The sequence below is a fragment of the Staphylococcus sp. 11262D007BW genome, assembly GCF_053547815.1.
Window position 1 is genome coordinate 894,582 of sequence record NZ_JBPWPJ010000001.1, and the last position, 20,184, is coordinate 914,765.

Below are 20,184 nucleotides of genomic sequence, written 5' to 3' on the forward strand. Positions count from 1 at the left end.
TTCAGTGTGTTATCTATGTTAGCATAAACGAAATTATATAAGAAAAAAATAGGAAAAATAAAAAAGAACGGTTAGTTCAATAACCGTTCCCAATGTGTTTATTTAATTATTCATATAACCAATTTTCATCTGGTGATTGATATGAACTGATTTCACCACGATCGAACCAAAGTTCAATTTCTCTTTGAGCTGATTCAACTGAGTCAGAACCGTGAACCACATTTCTTCCTACAGTTAAGCCTAGATCACCTCTAATTGAACCCGGTGTCGCTTCAGATGGATTTGTTGCGCCAATGATATGACGTGATACTGCTACTGCATCTTCACCTTCGACAACCATAGCAAAAACAGGTGCAGATGTGATAAATGAAATTAATGAATGATAAAATGGTTTATCTTTATGTTCAGCATAATGTGTTTCAGCAAGTGATTGTGGTACTGACATTAACTTAGCACCTACTAACTTTAACCCCTTTTGTTCAATACGTTGAACAATATTACCAATCAACTTACGTTGTACAGCATCTGGCTTAATCATAATGAATGTTTGTTCCATTATTAAATCCCCCTATTTTTTATGTAATTCATACATATCCTATCACTAAGTAAAAACGCTTTCAATCATTATTTCATTCGTGTTTGTAATTTTTTAATAATCTTATTAAAAAGTGGTTTAATTTCTTCGTTATCGATTGTTTCTAATAATGATTTCGCTTTATTAAGATAACGTTCACTCACAGCTAGTGTGTCTTGAATAACATGTGATTGTTGGATTTGCGCTATACATTCATCGAACTTTTCTTCTGGAGCACCAGCATGTAATTCAGAAATTTTTCGTTTAAAGTGATCGTCATTTTTGATTTCTAATAGCACTGGTAGAGTGAGGTGACCATTTCTAAGGTCACTTCCAACAGGTTTACCTAATTTTTTCTCTGAACTTGTAAAATCAAGTACATCATCTATAATTTGGAAGCTCATCCCAATGTTATGACCTATTTTTTTCATAGTTCTAACCGTTTGGGGGTCAGCTCCAGCAGTCATTGCCCCTACTTGAGTAGACAGTTGCATAAGTAACGCTGTTTTACGATTAATGCGTCTTAAATAATTCGTGATAGATTGTGGCGTTCTAAATTGATCTTGAAATTGAAATAGTTCCCCTCTACATACTTCTAATATAGCATCAGATAAGACACGATGAATTTCATAGTCATCTACGTTGGTTAAATGTGCCACTGCTTTAGCTAATAAAAAATTACCTGTCAATATTGCCGTTGGTTTATCCCATTTCTTTTCAATGGTCAGTGTGCCACGACGCTTATTACTATAATCAATGACATCATCATGTACGAGTGTAGCCATATGAATCAACTCTAAAGCGACTGCCACTTGATATGTAGATGCATTAGATTTATTTTCACCAACATAGCTACTTAAAATAACAAACAGAGGGCGAACGCGTTTGCCACCAGATGTTAACAAATGGTTAGCTGCTTGTTGCAATGTGGGATCATTACTTTGGATCAATTCCTTAAGCATTTTTTCAATTTTTTTAATTTCTTGATTCACATTTAATTTCGACATGCTACTCTCACCTTTATTTAATCGATTTCGGCTTATAAGCTAGGTGCATTGCTGCAACGCCACCTGTAAAACTACGAACTTTAACACGCTCGAAATGTTCTGATTCAAACATTTTTTTCAATGATTTTCGATCAGGAAAATCAAATGCGGATTGTTGTAGCCACTCATATTCTTCTTTCGATTTAGCAAATATTTTACCGAATAGAGGCATTACAAATTTAAAATATAATTTATATAATTGTTTGAATACGGGCATCGTCGGTTGACTCGTTTCTAAACATACGACCATGCCTCCGGGTTTTAAGACGCGGTACATTTCAGATAGCGCTTTGGAATAATCAGGAATATTACGTAATCCAAACCCAATTGTTACATAGTCAAATGCGTTATCATCAAAAGGTAACGCCATCGCATCACCTTGAACAAGGCGTATATTGGACATGTCTTCTGTTTTTTCTTCAGCAACTTTTAACATATTTTCACTAAAATCTAATCCTGTAACTTCCCCTGAATGACCTACTGCTTTACTTAATGCAATGGTCCAATCTCCTGTACCACAACAAATATCTAGAGCCACAGAACCTGGAGAGACATTCATCGATTTCATGACTTTTTTTCTCCATATTTTATGTTGTTCAAAGCTGATGATATTATTTAGACTGTCATATTTATTTGATATATTTTGAAAAACATTGTAAACCTGTTCTTTATTTGCTTTATTTGCCATCTTTATTAACTCCATTTATCGTATATTTATTTTGCAATTCATGAATGATATTGTTAATGTCATCTTCGGTATAATGTACTAAATATGTAAGTTGATCTACTTTTAACTGATTTATAATTTGATTCTCAATGACGGATATGTCTTTGTTTAATGTGTATATATTATTCAATGTTGTAAAAAGAAGGGTTTCAACTTTATAAATGGTTTGATTTCGTGTTTGTGGCGAGTGTTGTAAATCAGTATGTTGTAAATAGGATTTTAATTCATTAATTTGAATAATACACTCACTCATCTGTTGTTGAAAATCTTTATTTTCAAGTTTAGCGACTACTTGATAAAAATATGCACTTAATAAATCCCCTATTAGAATCGCATCACGTTCATAATTATAAAAATTGATACGATCTAAATGTCTCATTGCTGTATCAATTGATAAGATTGCTAATTTAGCATTTTCTGGAATAGTTAAGTCATCTAGAATCTGACTTAATTCATAATTAACATGAAGATTACTGGGTTTATTGATATGTGTTAATAATTTGTCTATATGAGCACTTAAAGTCTTATAAGAACCTTCCATTTGCGACACCTCAAATTTTAATCACTCTCTATATTAACATTATAGCGGTGAAATTGAAATCTGATTTACTTTTCTATTATGTAAAGTTTTGATTTTTTGTAGGAAAAGATATGTATAGGCAATTCAAGAATAAATAAAAAAAGCCCTTTAAAAGGGCTTTTTAAATCGATTATTTTACAGCGTCTTTTAATGCTTTACCTGCTTTAAATGCTGGTACTTTGCTTGCAGGGATATCGATTTCTTTTCCTGTTTGAGGGTTACGTCCTTTACGTGCAGCACGTTCGCGTACCTCAAAGTTACCGAAGCCGATTAATTGTACTTTTTCACCTTTTGCAAGTGATTTTTGAATTGATTCAAAAACGGCATCAACTGCTTGACCAGCTTCTTTTTTAGTTAATTCAGCTTGTTCTGCTACAGCGTTGATTAAATCTGTTTTATTCATGTCAATTCACCTCCTCAAAGGTTATGTATAATGATAACCATATATCATTATGGTATGACTTTAACACATGGTTAACATATACTGCAACGATTTATATTCTAAAAACGTTGATTTATTGGGATTTTTTCTCTTTTTTGACAGATTTTAGTAAATATAATGATTTAAATCGTATTATTCAGCTTTTTTAGTTCTTCCCATTAGATTTTTTACTTCTTCAAGGACAGGTTTTTCTTCAAATAATACACGGTAAAGTGAAGCAGTAATAGGCATTTCGACGTCAAGCTTTTGCGAAAGGTGGTAAACCGATTGTGTAGTGTTCACCCCTTCAGCAACCATATTCATTTCGTCTAGAATTTCTTTTAATGTTTTGCCTTGACCTAGTTGATAACCTAAAGAAAAGTTACGAGAATGTGTTGACGTACATGTCACAATTAGATCGCCAATTCCTCCTAAACCTTGAAAAGTTAAAGGATCAGCACCTAACTTAACACCTAATCGAGTAATTTCAGCTAAACCTCTCGTGATTAAAGCCGCTTTTGCATTGTCACCATAGCCTAGTCCTGCGAGTACACCACTCGCAATGGCAATAATATTTTTCAATGCGCCGCCTAATTCAACACCTACTAAATCATCATTTGTATAAACTCTTAAATAATCTGTCATAAATAAATCTTGTATCAGCTGACGTAATGCTTTGTTTTGAGAAGCTGCAGCAACCGTCGTTGGTTGTTTTAAAATTACTTCTTCAGCATGACTAGGCCCGGATAATACCCCGATGCCACCATTAACATCTTGAGAAATACAATCTTCTAACATTTCCGAAACGCGTTTAAATGTTTCGTTTTCAATACCTTTTGCTACATGTATAAAATATTTTGGCGTTGTTAATAAATCATTTACTCGTCCAATTACATCTCGAATCGCTTTTGTTGGTAAAGCCACTAAATAAGTATCAGCAAAATTCACTGCTTTTTCGAGGTCGAGTGTAGCGGTAATAGTTGAATTTAGTGTCGCTTCAGGGATATAAGCGTTATTTGTATGATTCTCATTAATTTCGTTGATGGTGCGTTCAGTTTTCCCCCACATTAGTACAGAATGACCGTTGTCTGCTAAAACATTAGCCAAAGATGTACCAAAGCTTCCTGTACCAAATACTGTAATATTCATGTTAACTCCCCCATTTTTTAATTTCTTTTACGAGCAATAATATGAATAGGTGTACCTTCAAAACCAAATGCATTACGAATTTGATTTTCAATATAACGTTTATATGAAAAATGCAATAATTCGACATCATTTACGAAGACCACAAAAGTTGGTGGTTCGATAGCGACTTGAGTAGCATAGAATACCTTAAGTCGACGGCCTTTATCTGTTGGTGTTGGGTTCATAGAGATAGCGTCTGTAATCACTTCATTTAATGTTGAACTTTGCACTCTTTTTTTATGATTTTCGCTAGCTTCGTTAATATAAGGGAACAATGTACGTAAACGTGTACTTTCTTTAGCAGATACAAAAGCAATTTGAGCATAATCTAGAAATTGGAAGTTTTGGCGTACTTCTTCTGTAAATTTCTTCATTGTTTTGCTATCTTTTTCGACTGTATCCCATTTATTGACCACAATTACAATAGCTTTACCTTCTTCATGAGCATAGCCTGCTACACGTTTATCCTGTTCAATAATGCCTTCTTCAGCATCTAGTACAATTAAAACGACATTTGAACGTTCAATAGCCTTTAATGCACGTAACACAGAATATTTTTCGGTAGATTCATAGACTTTCCCTTTTTTACGCATTCCTGCTGTATCGATGAGTACGTAGTCTTGGCCTTCATAGGAATATTCAGTGTCAATGGCATCTCTCGTTGTCCCAGCCACATTAGACACGATAACACGTTCTTCTCCAAGGATAGCGTTAACTAAACTTGATTTACCAACATTCGGACGACCAATAAGTGAGAGACGAATCGTATCTTCATCATATGGGTCTTCTTCCTCTTTCTTAAAGTGTTTAGCTACTTCCTCTAATAAGTCACCTAGGCCAAGTCCGTGTGAACCTGATAAAGGAAATGGATCGCCAAAGCCTAAAGCATAAAAATCATAAATATCATTTCGCATTTCAGGGTTATCTACCTTATTAACAGCTAACACTACAGGTTTTTTTGATTTATATAATAATTGAGCCACTAATTCGTCGTTTTGAGTGACGCCTTCACGTACGTTTACCATAAAGATAATCACGTCGGCTTCTGCAATGGCTAGCTCTGCTTGAGCACGTATTTGCGTTTGGAATGGTGCATCGCCAATTTCAATGCCTCCAGTATCGATAATATTAAAGTCATGTGTAAGCCATTCGCCACTTGAATAAATTCTATCGCGTGTGACACCTGGTGTATCTTCAACAATAGAGACACGTTCACCGACGATACGATTAAAAATTGTAGATTTACCGACATTCGGTCGACCTACAATGGCTACTACTGGTTTCGTCATATTTGTTACTTCCTCTCTAATTGATATAGCATGATTTATTGAGTATTTTAAAAATACGTTCGTTATGCTAATTCTAATGATTAATGTCATTATAGCATGATAAACAACAATTATAAAAAGAATGTTAAGTTAAGGAATAAACATTCAAATAAAAGTGATCTTTACCAAGTTATAAAAAAAATTAATCAGTAAATAAAAAAGACAAAACCCAACGCTACAACTTTGTAACGTTTGAGCTTTGTCTTTGAATAACAATTGTATAATTTAAATTTTTAACTTATAGATTTAAATCTTTAAGTTTATCACCAAATACATCGCCTAATGTTGGATTGTTTTCATCTTCATTTGTAGACGTTGTATATTCTTCAGTAGTTTCTTGGCTCGCTTCATTTGTTTCTTCTTTTGGTAATGCTTGTTTAATTGATAATGAAATGCGTTCTTCTTCTGGATTGATAGATAAAATTTTCACTTGGACAGTGTCACCTGGTTCTAGCGCTTCGCTAGGTGTGCCAATATGTTTATGGCTAATTTCTGAAATGTGCACTAATCCTTGTAAACCTGGACCGATTTCAACGAAAGCACCAAAGCTAGCTAAGCGCATGACTTTACCTTCAACGATGTCGCCTTCATTAAATTGATCATTAATATTTTCAAATGGACTTGGTAAAGCATCTTTAATAGATAAAGAAACACGTTCTGAATCTTGTTCTACTGAACGTACTTTAACATTTACTTTATCTCCAATGCTTACCACTTCTTCTGGTGATTTAACATGTTCATGAGATAATTCTGAAACGTGAGCTAAACCATCAACACCGCCTAAATCGATGAACGCACCGAAGTTTGTAAGGCGTGCTACAGTCCCTTCAACGATGTCACCAGCTTGTAGAGATTGCAATAATGAAGCTTTTTTCTTTTCATTTTCCATTGCTTCTACAGCTTTATGACTTAAAATCACTCGATTATTTTCAGGATCTAATTCTTCAACTTTAAGTTCTAACGTTTTGCCTTCATAATCAGAAAAATCTTCAACATAATTTACTGAAATGAGTGATGCAGGAATGAACCCTCTTTGGCCAACATCGACAACAAGTCCACCTTTAACCACTTCAGTTACTTTGGCTTCAATTGTTTCGTCATTATCTAGTTTTTCTTGTAAGTACTCGTATGATTTTTCTTCTTCAAGTTGACGTTTAGATAAAATGTAACTACCTGTTTCATTTTCTTCGTCAACTTCGATTTTTGTAACATAAGCGCCAATTTCGTCACCTACTTTGACAACTTCATTTGCATTGTCAATGTGATGTGTTGATAATTGGCTTATTGGAATAATACCATTAAATTTTCCACCATTTACATGTACAACAACATGTTTGTCTTCAATTTGTTGTACCTCTCCAGTAATTTTGTCGCCTTCTTTAATGTCATTAATCATTGATTCGTTAAATTCTTCAGTCATCATGAATGCCTCCTTATACTACTACATAATAATAACATCTTATAAACTGGGCTAATTGTCAAGAAATTTAGATTAGTTCGAATTGATTTAGCTATATGATTGTGCGATATTTAATATTTTTTCTGTCACTTCATCGATTGAAAGCCCCGTGGTATCAATCTCAGTAGCATCTTCAGCTTTTTTTAAAGGAGAAATCGAGCGATTCATGTCATATTGATCTCGTTTTGCGATATCTTCTTTTAATTGTTCAAGTGTAGAGTCGATACCTCGTTCTTCATTATCGTGTAAGCGTCTCAATGCGCGTTCTTCTACTGATGCAATCATATATATTTTAACTTCAGCTTCCGGTAAAACAGTGGTACCAATATCGCGACCATCCATCACAATCCCTTTTTCAGAAGCTAATTGCTTTTGGGTTTCAACTAAAAATTTACGCACTTCCTCAATTGAGGCTACATAAGAAACGTTATTCGTTACATCGTTCTCTCTTAAAAAGTCAGTAACATCTTCATCATTTAAAAGGACGCGTTGTCCTTTGTTTTGATCATATTTTAGTTTAATGTCTAGTTGATTCATTAAATCTTTAAAATTGGTAAATGTGTCTTGGTGTTTTAAATAGTAATAAGTGATGGCACGATACATTGCACCTGTGTCGACATAAATCATGCCTAATTTTGATGCTACTATTTTAGCTATCGTACTTTTTCCAGCAGCTGCTGGACCGTCAATCGCAATATTAATTTTACTCATTAGATACCTTCCTTATTGTTGTTTATTTACTAATATTTTATCATAATAGAGGAATAAATATCGAGGAGGAGAAGTGATGAAGCGTTTACTTGTGATACATACAGGTGGAACAATAAGTATGTCTGAAGATGAGGCCAATAAAGTCAGTACGAATGATAATAATCCAATTGCTAATCATCAAGACATTATTTTAAAATATGCAAAAATCGATGAAATGATGCCTTTTAATGTCCCCTCTCCACATATCACAATCGATCATGTTAAAGCGTTAAAATCAATCATTGAAGATGAGACAAATAAGCAAAAATATGATGGATTTGTAATAACACATGGAACAGATACATTGGAAGAAACTGCTTTTTTATTAGATTTAACTGTAAAAATTACAAAACCAGTTATCCTTACAGGAGCGATGCGTTCTTCAAATGAAATCGGTTCAGACGGGCTATATAATTTTATTTCGGCTATTAGAGTAGCTATAGATGATCATGCTTGTGATAAAGGAGTCATGGTAGTATTTAACGATGAGATACATACAGCTAGAAACGTAACCAAAACACATACTTCAAATACCAACACCTTCCAAAGTCCTAATCACGGACCTTTAGGTGTTATCACAAAATTTGGTGTGCAGTTTCACCATCAACCTATCACACAACGTACTTTGTCGAAAATTGATTCTGAGTTAGCTGTACCTCTTGTTAAATCACATATGGGTATGGGTAGTGAAATGCTGTCATTTTACGCAGAGCAACATGTAGATGGAATTGTGATTGAAGCACTTGGTCAAGGGAACTTGCCTCAAACTGCTTTAAAAGGGTTAGACGCGTGTTTAAAATTAGATATTCCCATAGTGGTTGTTTCTCGTTCCTTCAATGGCATTGTAAGTCCAGTATATGCTTACGAAGGTGGAGGATATGATTTATATCAAAAAGGTGTTACTTTTTCTAATGGTTTAAATGGACCTAAAGCACGCTTAAAATTACTTGTGGCATTAAGTAATGCATTCAGTAATCAAGATATTGAGCAATATTTTTACGAATAGGTTTATTTAGAGACTGAGCATACTCTTATTTAAATCGAGTAGGAGAATAACCATTATTTGGTTATTCGTCCTCTCACACCACCGTGCGTACGGTTCCGTACACGGCGGTTCAATATCTTGCGTAAGCCAGCTCTGCGAGGTGGACTAAAGGTATTAGTCCCCACTCGTAGAGTTGTTTTGTTGTAAGCGCACGATGGACTTCTTTTACACTTGAGAGTCGCCAATACTTCTTACGTGATTGTGAAACTCTCATTGCGCTATCATGGTCAAGTCCATATTTACGTAACATTTTGTATTTTGTTTTCGTTTTCTTCCATCTTTTAAGAATCAGTTGTCTAATACGACGGTTTAGCCATGATTGTACTTTTGTTAAAAAGCCTTTAATAAACCCTCTACCAAAATAATTTATCCACCCTCGAGTCACTTGATTGATTTCTGTTATAATCTGTCTGAAGGTACCTGATCTATTTCGTTTCGTTAGGCGTCTTAAGGAGCGTTTTAAACTTCTTTTTGCTTCCATAGTCGGTCTGAAACGATAAATGCCATTTACTTTGGTCATTAGACAACTCAAGAACTTTAAACGTGTGACTGCACCTACCTTGCTCTTTTCCTTATTTACAATAAGTTTAAGATCCTTTTCGATGAATTTTGTCACACTCTCCATAACACGTTGGCCTGCTCGTTTTGAACGCACAAAGATGACGAAGTCATCAGCGTAGCGAATAAAACGATGTCCACGTTTTTCCAGTTCTTTATCTAATTCATGCAGATAGATGTTACATAATAGCGGCGATATAACGCCACCTTGCGGTGCACCGATTTCTTTATTCTTGTAGTTACCATTGAGGTCAATGGCACCAACTTGTAGACTTCTACGAATGAACTTAGAAATAGTTTTATCCTGGATATGACGCTCAAATAGATACATTAACTTGTCATGATTTAACATATCAAAACATTGTTTTAAGTCGCAGTCGACTGCGACTGAATAACCTTCTTCATAGTATAATGCACATTGCTTCAATGCAGTACCTGTACTACGATTTGGTCTGAAACCATGACTGTGATTTGAAAATGTACGGTCAATTTTAGGTTCAATGACTTGTTTAATGGCTTGTTGGATAACTCTATCTCTTGCGACAGGAATACCCAACACTCGTTTTTTCCCATTTGATTTTGGGATTTCAACTTTCCTTACTGCTTGTGGTTTGTATGTACCATCAAGCAGTTTCTTTCGAATTTGAGGAAAGTACTGCGAGAAGTGCCTATTCAAGTCACTAACACTCATACCATCAATTCCAGGTGCACCTTTGTTCTTTCTCACTTTCTTAATTGCTTTTTCAATGTTGTTTGGTCTTACAACAAGTTCCATCAAAGATGGAGACTCACGATACATTTCTTTCATTTCACCTAAGATTTACTGTACACACTTATATATCCTTTTTTCGTTCCACTACTTATCTTTCTATAAGTTGCCGGTATAAACCGTTTTCTGCACACCGTAAATCTATAACCTCCATTCTTTACTTTGTATTTAATATTGTTCAGTCCTTCGATATGTTTATACCTACTATGACTTCTGCTGATTTCTCATAATTCGTTGTTACTACGATTCTACGAATCGCTTATGAGACCTCCCCGGGTAAGGTGTAACCTCTTTCCACTCATGTCACCACATCATTTACTATATAGAACTCGGGTAGTATAGGACTTTATCTTGTATAGCAGATTCATCCATTCTACATAGCCTTAGTATGATGTTTCTGTTCGTCAGTGCGAGTGTTTGCGTCCGACTTCCTTCAGATTCCACTTCGCAGTGGACACCCTTGTCCTTCGCTAACAGTTCCTACTACCAAGCCTGTAACGGACTTTCACCGTCAAGATGTTACCCATGCCGGGCGCACTATAAAAAACAGCGTTCAAATTTCGAATGATCACGAAGCTTGAACGCTGTTTTATTTGTTTTTGTATTTTAAGATTCTAAAGGACCTTGCTTTTTAGATAAAATATCTTGGGCGATGTGGATACCATGGAATTTGCCATTTTCAATAAAGATCGTATTTGCATCATTTCCTGCTGCAATAACCCCAGCAATATAACAATTTTCTATATTTGTTTCATAGGTATCACGATTATAGACTGGCGCTGTACCATATTCATTCGTATTAATATCAATACCAAGAGATTGTAGAAATTCATAATCAGGGTGATAACCAATCATCGCAAAAACATAATCATTATGAATTGTTGTTTCTTTACCTTCTGTTTCAAATGTGACACTATCTTCAGTAATTTGAGTGACATGACTATTAAAATGCATATCTACATTTCCTCTTCTTACTAAAGAGTCAAAATTAGGTAAAATCCATGGTTTGATTGCAGAAGAATAAGTTGATCCTCTATAGATAACAGTCACGTTAGCCCCTGCTTTTTCAAGTTCAATAGCTGCATCGACGGCAGAGTTTTTACCACCTATAATAACTACATCTTGGTTGAAATATGGGTGTGCTTCTTTAAAGTAATGCATAACTTTATCGCGATCTGCCCCTTCAACTTCTAATGAATTATGTTGTCCATAATAGCCTGTTGCTACCGTTAAAAATCGACATTTATAGACATCTTTTGTCGTTGTAATCGTAAAATGATCATCCATTTTGCGAACAGTCAGTACTTCTTCAAATGTATTAATATTAAGTTGATGGTGTTTCACGACTTCTCGATAATATACTAATGCTTGATTACGACGTGGTTTTAATTCTTCAACAATAAATGGTACATCCCCGATTCCCAATTTATCACTTGATGAGAAAAAGGTTTGGTGAGTAGGATAATGATAAATTGCATTGACGACATTTCCTTTTTCAATAATTAATGTTTCAATGCCCTTTTTTTGTTGCTCAATAGCAGCACTTAATCCACAAGGACCAGCACCGATAATAATACTTTCAATTTGTTTCATTATGCTACTGTTACTAAGAATAAAAGAGATGAAAGGCTTGTAAGTTTCCATCATTCAATCCACCTCAATTTTGTGCTAACTTAGTAATCAGTTTTTCCTCCTTAATTTTCATATACTAGCACTGTATTACAATAGTTTTATAACACACGAATAGAATTGTTGATATGTCGTTTATTTGAATATGGTTTAAAAAACACCAATTTAAATCAATTAACTGCTTTCTCTGCATAATAATTATCATAAATTACTCAAAACATTATAAAACGACTCATTAAAGCGTGTGAATAAAATGGTTTACTATCTAGGTTAGTCTATTACGTACTATTTCATCATACTACATGTGTAAGAATGATGTAAATCAATCAACAATTGGACTCAACTATACCTTTCGAAGTAATCGTAAAAAGGTTTAGACGCCCCTTAAAATTTTAATCCCAAAAAAAGAGATTGAGCACATCATTGTGTCTCAATCTCTAATGAATTAATAGCTATGGAATAACGAGTTGTTGACCGTTGTTAATGTTATTACCGCTTATACCATTAGCTTTTCTAATTTTTTCTACATTTTCAGGTGAGCCATCACCATAGTATTGAATTGCAATACGATATAAGTTTTCTTGACCATTTACAGTATGTGTTTGAGTGCCTGCATTTTGGTTCTGTTGATTATTTGATGATTGTTGTTGTTGATATTGGTTTTGACTTTGTGTTTGATCACTTTGTTGATAACCATTGTTGTCATTTTGTTGTGAATTTGTGTAGTAATTTTGATTGTTATCAACGCCATAACCATTTTGGTTCGTATCAGCTGCATTTTGTGCATTGTTTGTGCCATCAGCATTTGAACTAGTGTTACCATTTGATTGAGTATCGTTAGTAGCTACTGCGTTGTCGTTATCTGAATCATCATTGCTATTATCATCACTTTTGTTTTTTGAGTCGCTATCATTTTTATCACTTTGGTCGTTGTCTTTTTTATCTTTGTCAGCTGCTTTGTTATCATCAGATGTGTTTTGATCATTTGTATCTTTACTATTCTCTTTGGACTCGTTTGTATTCGTTTGAGCGACTTCTTGATCATTACTACCAGGGTTGTTTTGATTGAATAAATAGACACCACCAAATATCGCAATTGCGCCTAAAATGATAACAGCTAATAATATTGGTAATAAGCGTGAGAAAAATCCACCGTTACCACCATTTGATACTTCTGATTTAGGATTTTCTTTATCTGAAGTATGGGCTGCGCTTGCACCAGTAGCTCCAGCAGCACTAGCCGCTCCAGCTTTAGTAGCGTCTTTTTTATGATCGTTTTGAGTGGTATCTTGCTCAGTATCCTTTTCCGAAGCTTTGGCTTTGTTAGAAGCTGATTTTGCGCCAACAGCACCGGCAGCCCCAGCAGCACCTGCTGCAGCTGCAGCTTTTCCTTTATGATGTTCATTCTTTTCTTTCTCTGAATCATCAGTTGAATTTTGCTTTTCATGCTTATCTTTACCGGCAAGTGCAGACGCTCCAGCTAATGCCCCGCCTTTTTGTTTTGAGGAAGATTTTGATGTTTCTTTTGTTTCAGATTGTTGTAAGTCTTTGTGTTTAGGTTGATCTGACGTGACCTCTTTCGCTTTCTTTTCTTCCACTTCACTTGTCTCATCAGATGCTAATTTAGGATCTTTAGATTTTTGAAGGTGATCTCTTTTACGATGTCTACGAGAAGCATTACGTGGTGGAAACTGTTCCTGATTCTTATCAAACGATGCGTTGTCGTTATCTTCTATATCTGGTTGTTTTTCATTTTTAGGTTTGATTTCCTGTCTACTTTTCTCAAATTCATCTTTAAAATTATCGTTGGACAAAGTTTAATCCCCTTTCTATATAGTTATTTGTTTTCTTTTGAATAAATAAACGCTAAGTTGAATAAAAACATTGTAGACGAATAATTATATTGTTATTATAGCTTGTTTAAAATAGGAGTGTAAAGCAAACTGTGAAACTATCCGAATAAACTATCTAACTTTTCATGATAATTCATTTGACGACGTACTTTCTTTTCATTTTTTTGCTTAATAAACCTTATTGTTTCACAAACATCACAACATTGGGTTTCTGTTGTGTTAGACATATGAAAATAACGTAATAACGTCGTACGTCTACATGAAGAAGCATTCGCATATAACACCATTTGTTCAAATGCGTTTTGTTTTAATGTGTATTGTTCATCAAAAATTCGTTTTAATGTTGGCTCGTTAAAGACTTGTGAGAGTTGATCTAATATTTTTGTTTTTTCTTCATTCAATAATTGGTTTTGAAAGTAAGCATCGATATCACGCGTATCAATTAAATTTTCAATCGCTAACGTTTCCATAAGATGCAAATCTTCATTTTGGTATAAAGCAATAGATTGACTTGGTAACCCGTCACGCCCTGCTCTTCCAATTTCTTGGATAAAATTAGAAGGACTTGGCGGTAAATGAAAATGGATAACTGTACGTATATCTGGTTTGTTAACACCCATGCCGAATGCACTTGTGGCCACAATAATAGGAATATCATTGTTTAAAAATTGTTGTTGAACTGTGTGGCGTTCTTGGTAAGTTAAATCAGCGTGATAAATACCAGTTAAAAATCCACTATGATAAATGGTTTCTGCTAAATCGTAACAAATCTTTTTGGAAGAAACGTAAATAATGGTTGGTCCTGAATTTGGGATAATACTTAATAATTGTGCGATTTTTTCATCAAAATCAAGACAGTGTTTAACTGATAAAGAAATATTCGGCCGATCCATAGGTAAAGTGATCGTTGTAAAATTACGCTTAACGACCATTTCAATATCATTTTGTAAATGTGATACAGCAGTAGCAGTTAGTGCTAACAATGGAACGTCTTTAAAGTGTTTTGTTAAAGCTCCGATTTGAATATAGTGTGGTCTAAAATCAAAGCCCCATTCAGATAAACAATGTGCCTCATCTAATACAATTAAACCAAATGGAATATGTGCAATTTTTTTGAAATGTCTAGGTTGTAAGATAAACTCTGGACTAACAAATATAAAACGTGCTGACTTAAGTTGTGTATATGCGGTATGTCGCTCTTCTTCAGTCATACCTGAATGTATAGCAACAACACGAGGTTCTCCATTCATTTTCATTTGCATCACTTGATCATCCATTAAAGAAATAAGTGGTGAGATCACAAGCGTTGGCTGTTGATTGATATAAGTGGGTAGTTGATAACATAAACTTTTACCGCTACCTGTCGGCAATACGCCTAATGTATTCTTCCCGTTGAGTACAGATTGTATCACAGCTTCTTGTCCAGGCTTAAAATGATCAAAGCCGAAAAAGTGTTGAAGTGCTTCATTCAACATTTTAAGTCCCCCTTTGCAATGCCAATGATATGTAATTTTAATTCAAAATAGCTCATATCTTCAAAGATTGATTTATAATGTTTAAGTTTTAAATAAGGGTGACTATCGTAATATTGAATAAAACGTTGATTAATTTGAGTGACAAAAGCATGATAATCGTTTATATACCCTTTTATAAATAAATCTAATACATGATCTTCAATAGTATTGAAAGTGACATGTGAATGATGTGCAATGTTTTGTAAAGACCAACCTTGTTGATACCATTTAAGCGTATTAGCAACCTTAATAGAAATGTGCGGCAACGCTTTACATTTAGTGAGATATGAAAAGGAACTAGTTTGTTTTAATAGTTTATAAAGTTCCACTAAATCATTATAGAATTGTACGGCTACTTGATTTTCATCCCATCTATTAAGGCTACATATTTGTTTATCTGTATACATAGCTTCCTGATAACCACATAAATAGTAATGTAAGATGCTATTAGGATTACGCTTATTCAAGCTTTCAAATAATTGAAAGACTTCTTGTTCAACGACTGCAAAATCATCATGGTACTGGATATCGTGATAGATTTGTTTGACTTTTGTATGAATTTGAATATTAGAAGTGATGGGTAAAAACTTTAACTGATGATGCTTACGGTGCGATAGTGTTTGGATGAGTAATTGCAATGTAGTAAATGTATCTGATAGTTCATAAAACGTCACATGAGTCGTCGTATTAATTGAAGTCAATTGTGTCTCGTTAGATGCTAGGCTTTGAAATTGAGCGTATGACAAACTTGGCATATATCCAAATAAAGTCAGTAAATTGAGTGTTGTGGCATCGAAAAAAGTTTGATGACTTTTTTTACCTATGATAATATTATATATGCTTTTTACAGTTTTGTATGGATGTGCTTTATGATAAGCATATTGGATTAAATCATTCATAGTTAATCTCCGTTCTATGGACTAAAATATTGAAAAATAAAGTATATCTCACTACAATGAAATTATAATGTGATTGAGTTGCTTTGAAAAGGGAGGCGAAAAAATGGCTAAATATACAATTGTAGATATGGATACTTGTATTGCATGTGGTGCATGTGGCGCCGCTGCACCTGATATATATGACTACGATGATGAAGGGATTGCGTATGTAATCCTTGATGACAACCAAGGTACAACACCAGTTCCAGAAGAATTATATGAAGACTTGGAAGATGCATTTGAAGGTTGTCCAACAGATTCTATTAAAGTAGAAGAAGAATCATTTGATGGTGACGCATTAAAATTCGAATAAACATTGTATTAGATGTTATATAAACAGCGCTGAAGTAATTCATGATTACTTCAGCGCTGTTTATCTTTATACTAATAAAAGCACTATCTACGCAAAATATGACCTAATCGACCATATAAAAGTATAAATATGATAGAAACAATAACGCCTTTAATAATATTAAATGGAATAATACCAGCTGTAATGATGATTTTTAAGTTATTTTTAATATCACTAAGGTTCATGATAATACCGTAAAGTGGTAATAGCACAAAGTAGTTTAGGATACTTAATACGATCGTCATCATAATAACACCTAATACTAACCCGACTATAAGAGAGCGTGTTGTTTGTCTTTTATAGTAAATCCAATAACTAGTGAGTAATAAACTAATACCTGCTAAGAAATTGGCGATGGGTCCTATTGGATCACTAATATTAAATAAAAAGTTTAAAATATTTTTGATTAGCTCTACTAATATGCCAGCTAATGGTCCAAATGTAAAAGTCGCAAGTAATGCAGGTACATCACTAAAATCCACTGTCAAATATGGTGGTAGAAATGGCAATGGAAATTTAATAAACATTAAAATAAAAGCGATGGCACTTAACATTCCTACGATGATAAGTCGTTTATTTTGTTTTTTCATATGCAACCTCCTTTAATTCATCTTATTCGAATAGGAGGCGTGATGATGATTAAAACAACACAAATAAACCTCCATCTTCTCCCTTCCAGACTATACTGTCGGCTCTAGAATTTCACTAGATCAACCATACATGGCTCGCAGGCTTTCACTGCCGGTTGGGATTTACACCCGACCCCGAAGATGAATTTTATTTCAAATTTGTAGCTATATCATACAAGACAATGCCTATTTAAACAATCATTTTGCAAGACTTACTTACAAATCTAAATCATTTTCGACATGATATCGTTTGAATTAACGTGTTAATAGATAGTCTTTTTTAGGTAATTTAATAATGAACGTTGTGCCAACACCAAGTTGGCTTTCCACATGAATAGTACCACAGTGTGCTTCAACGATCATTCGAGAAATAAATAAACCTAATCCTGTGCCTTGTTTACCTCTTTTACGGGCTGCATCCACTTTGTAAAAGCGTTCAAAAACAGATGGTAAATGTTCCTCAGCGATACCAACACCAGTGTCTGAAATGTTGAGTATGTGATAGTTTTCATCTTCAGTTGCTGTAATTGAAATTTCATCCCCATGTTGCGTATATCTTGTCGCATTATCCACAAGATTAGTTAAAACTTGTTCTATTCTATCGAAATCATAATACCAATCATCTTCCATTACCCCATCAAGTTGGAAATTGAGATGAAGTTGATATTCTTGAGCTTGTTGTCGATATTTTATTGCCATTTTTTCAACTAAGTAACGCATCGGTTGAAGTTGTTGAGAAACATTAATACCTTCAGCGTCCATTTTAGCAACATTAAGCAATTCATTGACTAAACGATTTAAACGTTTTGATTCATCGAGCACAATCATTAATGATTCGTTGATTTCTTTAGGTTCAGTTACAATACCGTCTACAATTGATTCGGTATATCCTTGTAATAATGCAATTGGTGTGCGTAGTTCATGAGATACATTAGCGATAAAGTCTTTTTTAATTTGGTCCATTTGATGTTCATTTGTCATATCTCTAATTACAACAACTAATCCACTATTACCATTCAATTCAATTTTATCGATATATGTGGTAATCACGACTAAATAGCGTTTATTCACTTCATATTCTTGATATTCTGTGCTTTGATCAGCAAACGTACGCGTCACTTGTTTTTCAAAGTTTTGTTTATCCTCTTCGGACATCTGAGTAATCATTTTATGCGCAAGTTTGTTGGATAATATGATTTCTCGACGATGATTAATACCAAGGACACCTTCTACCATTGAGTTGATTAACGTATCACGAATATTCTTAGATGTTGTAATCTCATTAATATGATTTTGTATACTCCAACTCATTTTATTAAATGTCATTGCTAATTCGCCAATTTCATCTTTAGTATGAATAGGCAAACGCTCAACTTGATTACCACGTGCTACTTCGCGAGCTTGACTTTTTAACTCTCGAAGTGGTTTCGTAATTCGAGTTGATAAGAAAAAAGCGAAAACTGTTGTGACTGCTAAAGCTACGACAGCTGTAATTAAAATAATAATAGTAATAATATTATTTGTTTCATCAATACTTTTTAAATCCTGATAAATAAAGACAGCTGAAGGTTGTCCGTTATAATCTTTTGCTGGATAACCTAACAATACATATTTATATTGTTTATTGTTTAATTTAATTGAAACATGTTCTAGTTTAGGTTGTTTATTATTAAACACACGTTCAAAATCTTTGTTGTTTTCAATTTGTTGAAGCATTTTTTGTTTTAAAGGTGATTGATTGGTATTACTTTCGTTGTCAGGTAAAATAATAAAATTAATATTACTTTCCATTAGTATTTCACTATTTTCAATAGCCGTTTTACGATCATCACTTTGTTCTATAACTTCAGTTATGTTTTCAGCATTTTCGTAGAGAGATTGTTCAGCAAAATGGGTATAGTACTGTTGAATAAAGGTGATAAGCGCAGCACTTAATAAAATTAAAACTGTCGTTACTATTAAGATAATAGTTAACCACAGTTTTATAACAACGCTATTCAGTCGCTTCATTTTCAGTTAAAACTTCAAATTTATATCCTACACCCCATACAGTTTGAATCATTTTTGCTGCTTCACCTGATACACGATTCAGTTTCTCGCGTAAACGTTTAACATGTGTATCCACGGTTCTTAAATCTCCATAAAATTCATAATGCCAAACTTCTTTGAGTAATTGCTCTCTATCAAATACCTTATTTGGCGTTTTGGCTAAAAAGATTAATAACTCATATTCTTTTGGTGTTAAATTAACAACTTGTTGATCAGCTAAAACTTTATGTGCATCATTATCAATTGTTAAATGAGGAAACTCTAACATATCACGTGTATGAGGTTCATTTTGCTCTGAGGTTGTAGTTTGAGTTCGTCTCAATAAAGCTTTAACTCTTAAAACGACTTCCCTAGGAGAAAAAGGTTTGACAATATAATCATCTGCGCCAGATTCAAATCCTTCTACACGATTATTTTCTTCACCTTTTGCTGTAAGCATGATAATCGGTGTTTCTTTAGTAGCGCGAATGCGTATTGCGACGTCAATGCCATCAATTTCAGGTAACATTAAATCTAATAGTATGCATGAAAAATCATGCTTAAGAGAATAGTCTAATGCTTCTTTACCATCACTTGCTTCGATGATTTCAAAACCTTCTCTTTCTAAATATAATTTTAATAATTTCCTAATTCGTTGTTCATCATCTACGACTAAAATTTTATTAGCCATCATGACATCCCTCCTACACCTGGTGTCATATCCATAATTAATTTTTATTATAACATATAGCGGATTCTACTAGATAATAAAACAATTAATTTTGTGATTTACTGA

At 33.9% G+C, this 20,184-nt stretch carries 19 protein-coding genes and 1 riboswitch; of the genes, 2 read left to right on the plus strand and 17 right to left on the minus strand.

Translation table 11 applies throughout. The features are described 5' to 3' along the window. Positions 1 to 106: 106 nt before the first annotated feature. The 9 genes from ndk to cmk all read right to left on the minus strand — a co-directional run bounded on the left by ndk (position 107) and on the right by cmk (position 8,034). A complete protein-coding gene (ndk, locus tag ACEE93_RS04320) occupies positions 107 to 556 on the minus strand; it encodes a nucleoside-diphosphate kinase (RefSeq protein ID WP_449155939.1) in 450 nt (149 codons plus the stop codon). Between the two features lie 68 nt (positions 557 to 624). Then, the gene (locus ACEE93_RS04325; protein ID WP_449155938.1) at positions 625 to 1,581 is read right to left on the minus strand and encodes a polyprenyl synthetase family protein; all 957 of its coding nucleotides are present in this window, start codon (positions 1,579 to 1,581) and stop codon (positions 625 to 627) included. 13 nt (positions 1,582 to 1,594) lie between these two features. Continuing rightward, on the minus strand, positions 1,595 to 2,308 hold the full coding sequence (locus ACEE93_RS04330) for a demethylmenaquinone methyltransferase (RefSeq protein WP_449155937.1): 714 nt from the start codon (positions 2,306 to 2,308) through the stop codon (positions 1,595 to 1,597). Beyond that, complete coding sequence (locus tag ACEE93_RS04335) at positions 2,298 to 2,888, minus strand: heptaprenyl diphosphate synthase component 1 (protein WP_449155936.1); 591 nt, start codon at positions 2,886 to 2,888, stop codon at positions 2,298 to 2,300. The genes ACEE93_RS04330 and ACEE93_RS04335 overlap by 11 nt, the downstream gene beginning before the upstream one ends. Positions 2,889 to 3,057: 169 nt before the next feature. Further along, a complete protein-coding gene (locus ACEE93_RS04340; protein WP_449155935.1) occupies positions 3,058 to 3,330 on the minus strand; it encodes an HU family DNA-binding protein in 273 nt (90 codons plus the stop codon). Positions 3,331 to 3,501: 171 nt separating this feature from the next. Then, a complete protein-coding gene (locus ACEE93_RS04345; RefSeq protein ID WP_449155934.1) occupies positions 3,502 to 4,497 on the minus strand; it encodes an NAD(P)H-dependent glycerol-3-phosphate dehydrogenase in 996 nt (331 codons plus the stop codon). Between the two features lie 17 nt (positions 4,498 to 4,514). Beyond that, entirely contained in the window at positions 4,515 to 5,825 is a 1,311-nt protein-coding gene (gene der, locus ACEE93_RS04350) for a ribosome biogenesis GTPase Der (protein ID WP_449155933.1), read from the minus strand. Between the two features lie 277 nt (positions 5,826 to 6,102). Further along, the gene (gene rpsA / locus ACEE93_RS04355) at positions 6,103 to 7,284 is read right to left on the minus strand and encodes a 30S ribosomal protein S1 (protein WP_449155932.1); all 1,182 of its coding nucleotides are present in this window, start codon (positions 7,282 to 7,284) and stop codon (positions 6,103 to 6,105) included. 87 nt (positions 7,285 to 7,371) lie between these two features. Then, entirely contained in the window at positions 7,372 to 8,034 is a 663-nt protein-coding gene (gene cmk, locus ACEE93_RS04360; RefSeq protein ID WP_449155931.1) for a (d)CMP kinase, read from the minus strand. 76 nt (positions 8,035 to 8,110) lie between these two features. Between cmk and ACEE93_RS04365 the strand changes: the two genes are divergently transcribed. Then, the gene (locus ACEE93_RS04365; RefSeq protein ID WP_449155930.1) at positions 8,111 to 9,079 is read left to right on the plus strand and encodes an asparaginase; all 969 of its coding nucleotides are present in this window, start codon (positions 8,111 to 8,113) and stop codon (positions 9,077 to 9,079) included. Positions 9,080 to 9,188: 109 nt separating this feature from the next. Here the strand turns inward: ACEE93_RS04365 and ltrA are convergent, their stop codons facing one another. The 5 genes from ltrA to ACEE93_RS04390 form a co-directional block, all read right to left on the minus strand. Continuing rightward, positions 9,189 to 10,475: a group II intron reverse transcriptase/maturase gene (gene ltrA, locus ACEE93_RS04370; protein ID WP_449156575.1), complete on the minus strand. Its 1,287-nt coding sequence runs from the start codon at positions 10,473 to 10,475 to the stop codon at positions 9,189 to 9,191. 576 nt (positions 10,476 to 11,051) lie between these two features. Next, complete coding sequence (gene ypdA / locus ACEE93_RS04375; protein WP_449155654.1) at positions 11,052 to 12,038, minus strand: bacillithiol disulfide reductase YpdA; 987 nt, start codon at positions 12,036 to 12,038, stop codon at positions 11,052 to 11,054. A gap of 488 nt (positions 12,039 to 12,526) precedes the next feature. Continuing rightward, a complete protein-coding gene (locus tag ACEE93_RS04380; RefSeq protein ID WP_449155511.1) occupies positions 12,527 to 13,888 on the minus strand; it encodes a LysM peptidoglycan-binding domain-containing protein in 1,362 nt (453 codons plus the stop codon). 137 nt (positions 13,889 to 14,025) lie between these two features. Next, positions 14,026 to 15,402, minus strand: a complete 1,377-nt coding sequence (locus ACEE93_RS04385; RefSeq protein ID WP_449155512.1) for a RecQ family ATP-dependent DNA helicase — start codon at positions 15,400 to 15,402, stop codon at positions 14,026 to 14,028. Beyond that, complete coding sequence (locus ACEE93_RS04390; protein ID WP_449155513.1) at positions 15,396 to 16,340, minus strand: helix-turn-helix domain-containing protein; 945 nt, start codon at positions 16,338 to 16,340, stop codon at positions 15,396 to 15,398. The genes ACEE93_RS04385 and ACEE93_RS04390 overlap by 7 nt, the downstream gene beginning before the upstream one ends. 103 nt (positions 16,341 to 16,443) lie before the next feature. Between ACEE93_RS04390 and ACEE93_RS04395 the strand changes: the two genes are divergently transcribed. Beyond that, positions 16,444 to 16,692 (plus strand): ferredoxin, encoded by a 249-nt coding sequence (locus tag ACEE93_RS04395; RefSeq protein ID WP_014613875.1) that lies wholly within the window; start codon positions 16,444 to 16,446, stop codon positions 16,690 to 16,692. Between the two features lie 83 nt (positions 16,693 to 16,775). On the opposite strand, the gene ACEE93_RS04400 is transcribed toward ACEE93_RS04395, so the two are convergent. The 3 genes from ACEE93_RS04400 to ACEE93_RS04410 all read right to left on the minus strand — a co-directional run bounded on the left by ACEE93_RS04400 (position 16,776) and on the right by ACEE93_RS04410 (position 20,079). Further along, positions 16,776 to 17,321 carry an ECF transporter S component gene (locus tag ACEE93_RS04400; protein ID WP_449155514.1) on the minus strand — a complete coding sequence of 182 codons (546 nt, stop codon included), beginning with the start codon at positions 17,319 to 17,321 and terminating at the stop codon, positions 16,776 to 16,778. Between the two features lie 69 nt (positions 17,322 to 17,390). Continuing rightward, positions 17,391 to 17,507, minus strand: a riboswitch (FMN riboswitch). Positions 17,508 to 17,615: 108 nt separating this feature from the next. Beyond that, complete coding sequence (locus ACEE93_RS04405) at positions 17,616 to 19,370, minus strand: ATP-binding protein (RefSeq protein WP_449155515.1); 1,755 nt, start codon at positions 19,368 to 19,370, stop codon at positions 17,616 to 17,618. Further along, positions 19,354 to 20,079 carry a response regulator gene (locus ACEE93_RS04410; protein WP_449155516.1) on the minus strand — a complete coding sequence of 242 codons (726 nt, stop codon included), beginning with the start codon at positions 20,077 to 20,079 and terminating at the stop codon, positions 19,354 to 19,356. Before ACEE93_RS04410 ends, ACEE93_RS04405 begins: the two co-directional genes overlap by 17 nt. Positions 20,080 to 20,184: the final 105 nt, after the last annotated feature.

Bases quoted from the DNA above. Each gene is read 5' to 3' on its own strand.
- ACEE93_RS04325 (WP_449155938.1), bottom strand. From the start codon at position 1,581: ATGTCGAAATTAAATGTGAATCAAGAAATTAAAAAAATTGAAAAAATG.
- ACEE93_RS04330 (WP_449155937.1), bottom strand. From the start codon at position 2,308: ATGGCAAATAAAGCAAATAAAGAACAGGTTTACAATGTTTTTCAAAAT.
- ACEE93_RS04340 (WP_449155935.1), bottom strand. From the start codon at position 3,330: ATGAATAAAACAGATTTAATCAACGCTGTAGCAGAACAAGCTGAATTA.
- ltrA (WP_449156575.1), bottom strand. From the start codon at position 10,475: ATGTATCGTGAGTCTCCATCTTTGATGGAACTTGTTGTAAGACCAAAC.
- ypdA (WP_449155654.1), bottom strand. From the start codon at position 12,038: ATGAAACAAATTGAAAGTATTATTATCGGTGCTGGTCCTTGTGGATTA.
- ACEE93_RS04410 (WP_449155516.1), bottom strand. From the start codon at position 20,079: ATGGCTAATAAAATTTTAGTCGTAGATGATGAACAACGAATTAGGAAA.
- ACEE93_RS04400 (WP_449155514.1), bottom strand. From the start codon at position 17,321: ATGAAAAAACAAAATAAACGACTTATCATCGTAGGAATGTTAAGTGCC.
- ACEE93_RS04345 (WP_449155934.1), bottom strand. From the start codon at position 4,497: ATGAATATTACAGTATTTGGTACAGGAAGCTTTGGTACATCTTTGGCT.
- ACEE93_RS04365 (WP_449155930.1), top strand. From the start codon at position 8,111: ATGAAGCGTTTACTTGTGATACATACAGGTGGAACAATAAGTATGTCT.
- ACEE93_RS04335 (WP_449155936.1), bottom strand. From the start codon at position 2,888: ATGGAAGGTTCTTATAAGACTTTAAGTGCTCATATAGACAAATTATTA.
- ACEE93_RS04395 (WP_014613875.1), top strand. From the start codon at position 16,444: ATGGCTAAATATACAATTGTAGATATGGATACTTGTATTGCATGTGGT.
- cmk (WP_449155931.1), bottom strand. From the start codon at position 8,034: ATGAGTAAAATTAATATTGCGATTGACGGTCCAGCAGCTGCTGGAAAA.
- ACEE93_RS04385 (WP_449155512.1), bottom strand. From the start codon at position 15,402: ATGTTGAATGAAGCACTTCAACACTTTTTCGGCTTTGATCATTTTAAG.
- ACEE93_RS04405 (WP_449155515.1), bottom strand. From the start codon at position 19,370: ATGAAGCGACTGAATAGCGTTGTTATAAAACTGTGGTTAACTATTATC.
- rpsA (WP_449155932.1), bottom strand. From the start codon at position 7,284: ATGACTGAAGAATTTAACGAATCAATGATTAATGACATTAAAGAAGGC.
- ndk (WP_449155939.1), bottom strand. From the start codon at position 556: ATGGAACAAACATTCATTATGATTAAGCCAGATGCTGTACAACGTAAG.
- der (WP_449155933.1), bottom strand. From the start codon at position 5,825: ATGACGAAACCAGTAGTAGCCATTGTAGGTCGACCGAATGTCGGTAAA.
- ACEE93_RS04390 (WP_449155513.1), bottom strand. From the start codon at position 16,340: ATGAATGATTTAATCCAATATGCTTATCATAAAGCACATCCATACAAA.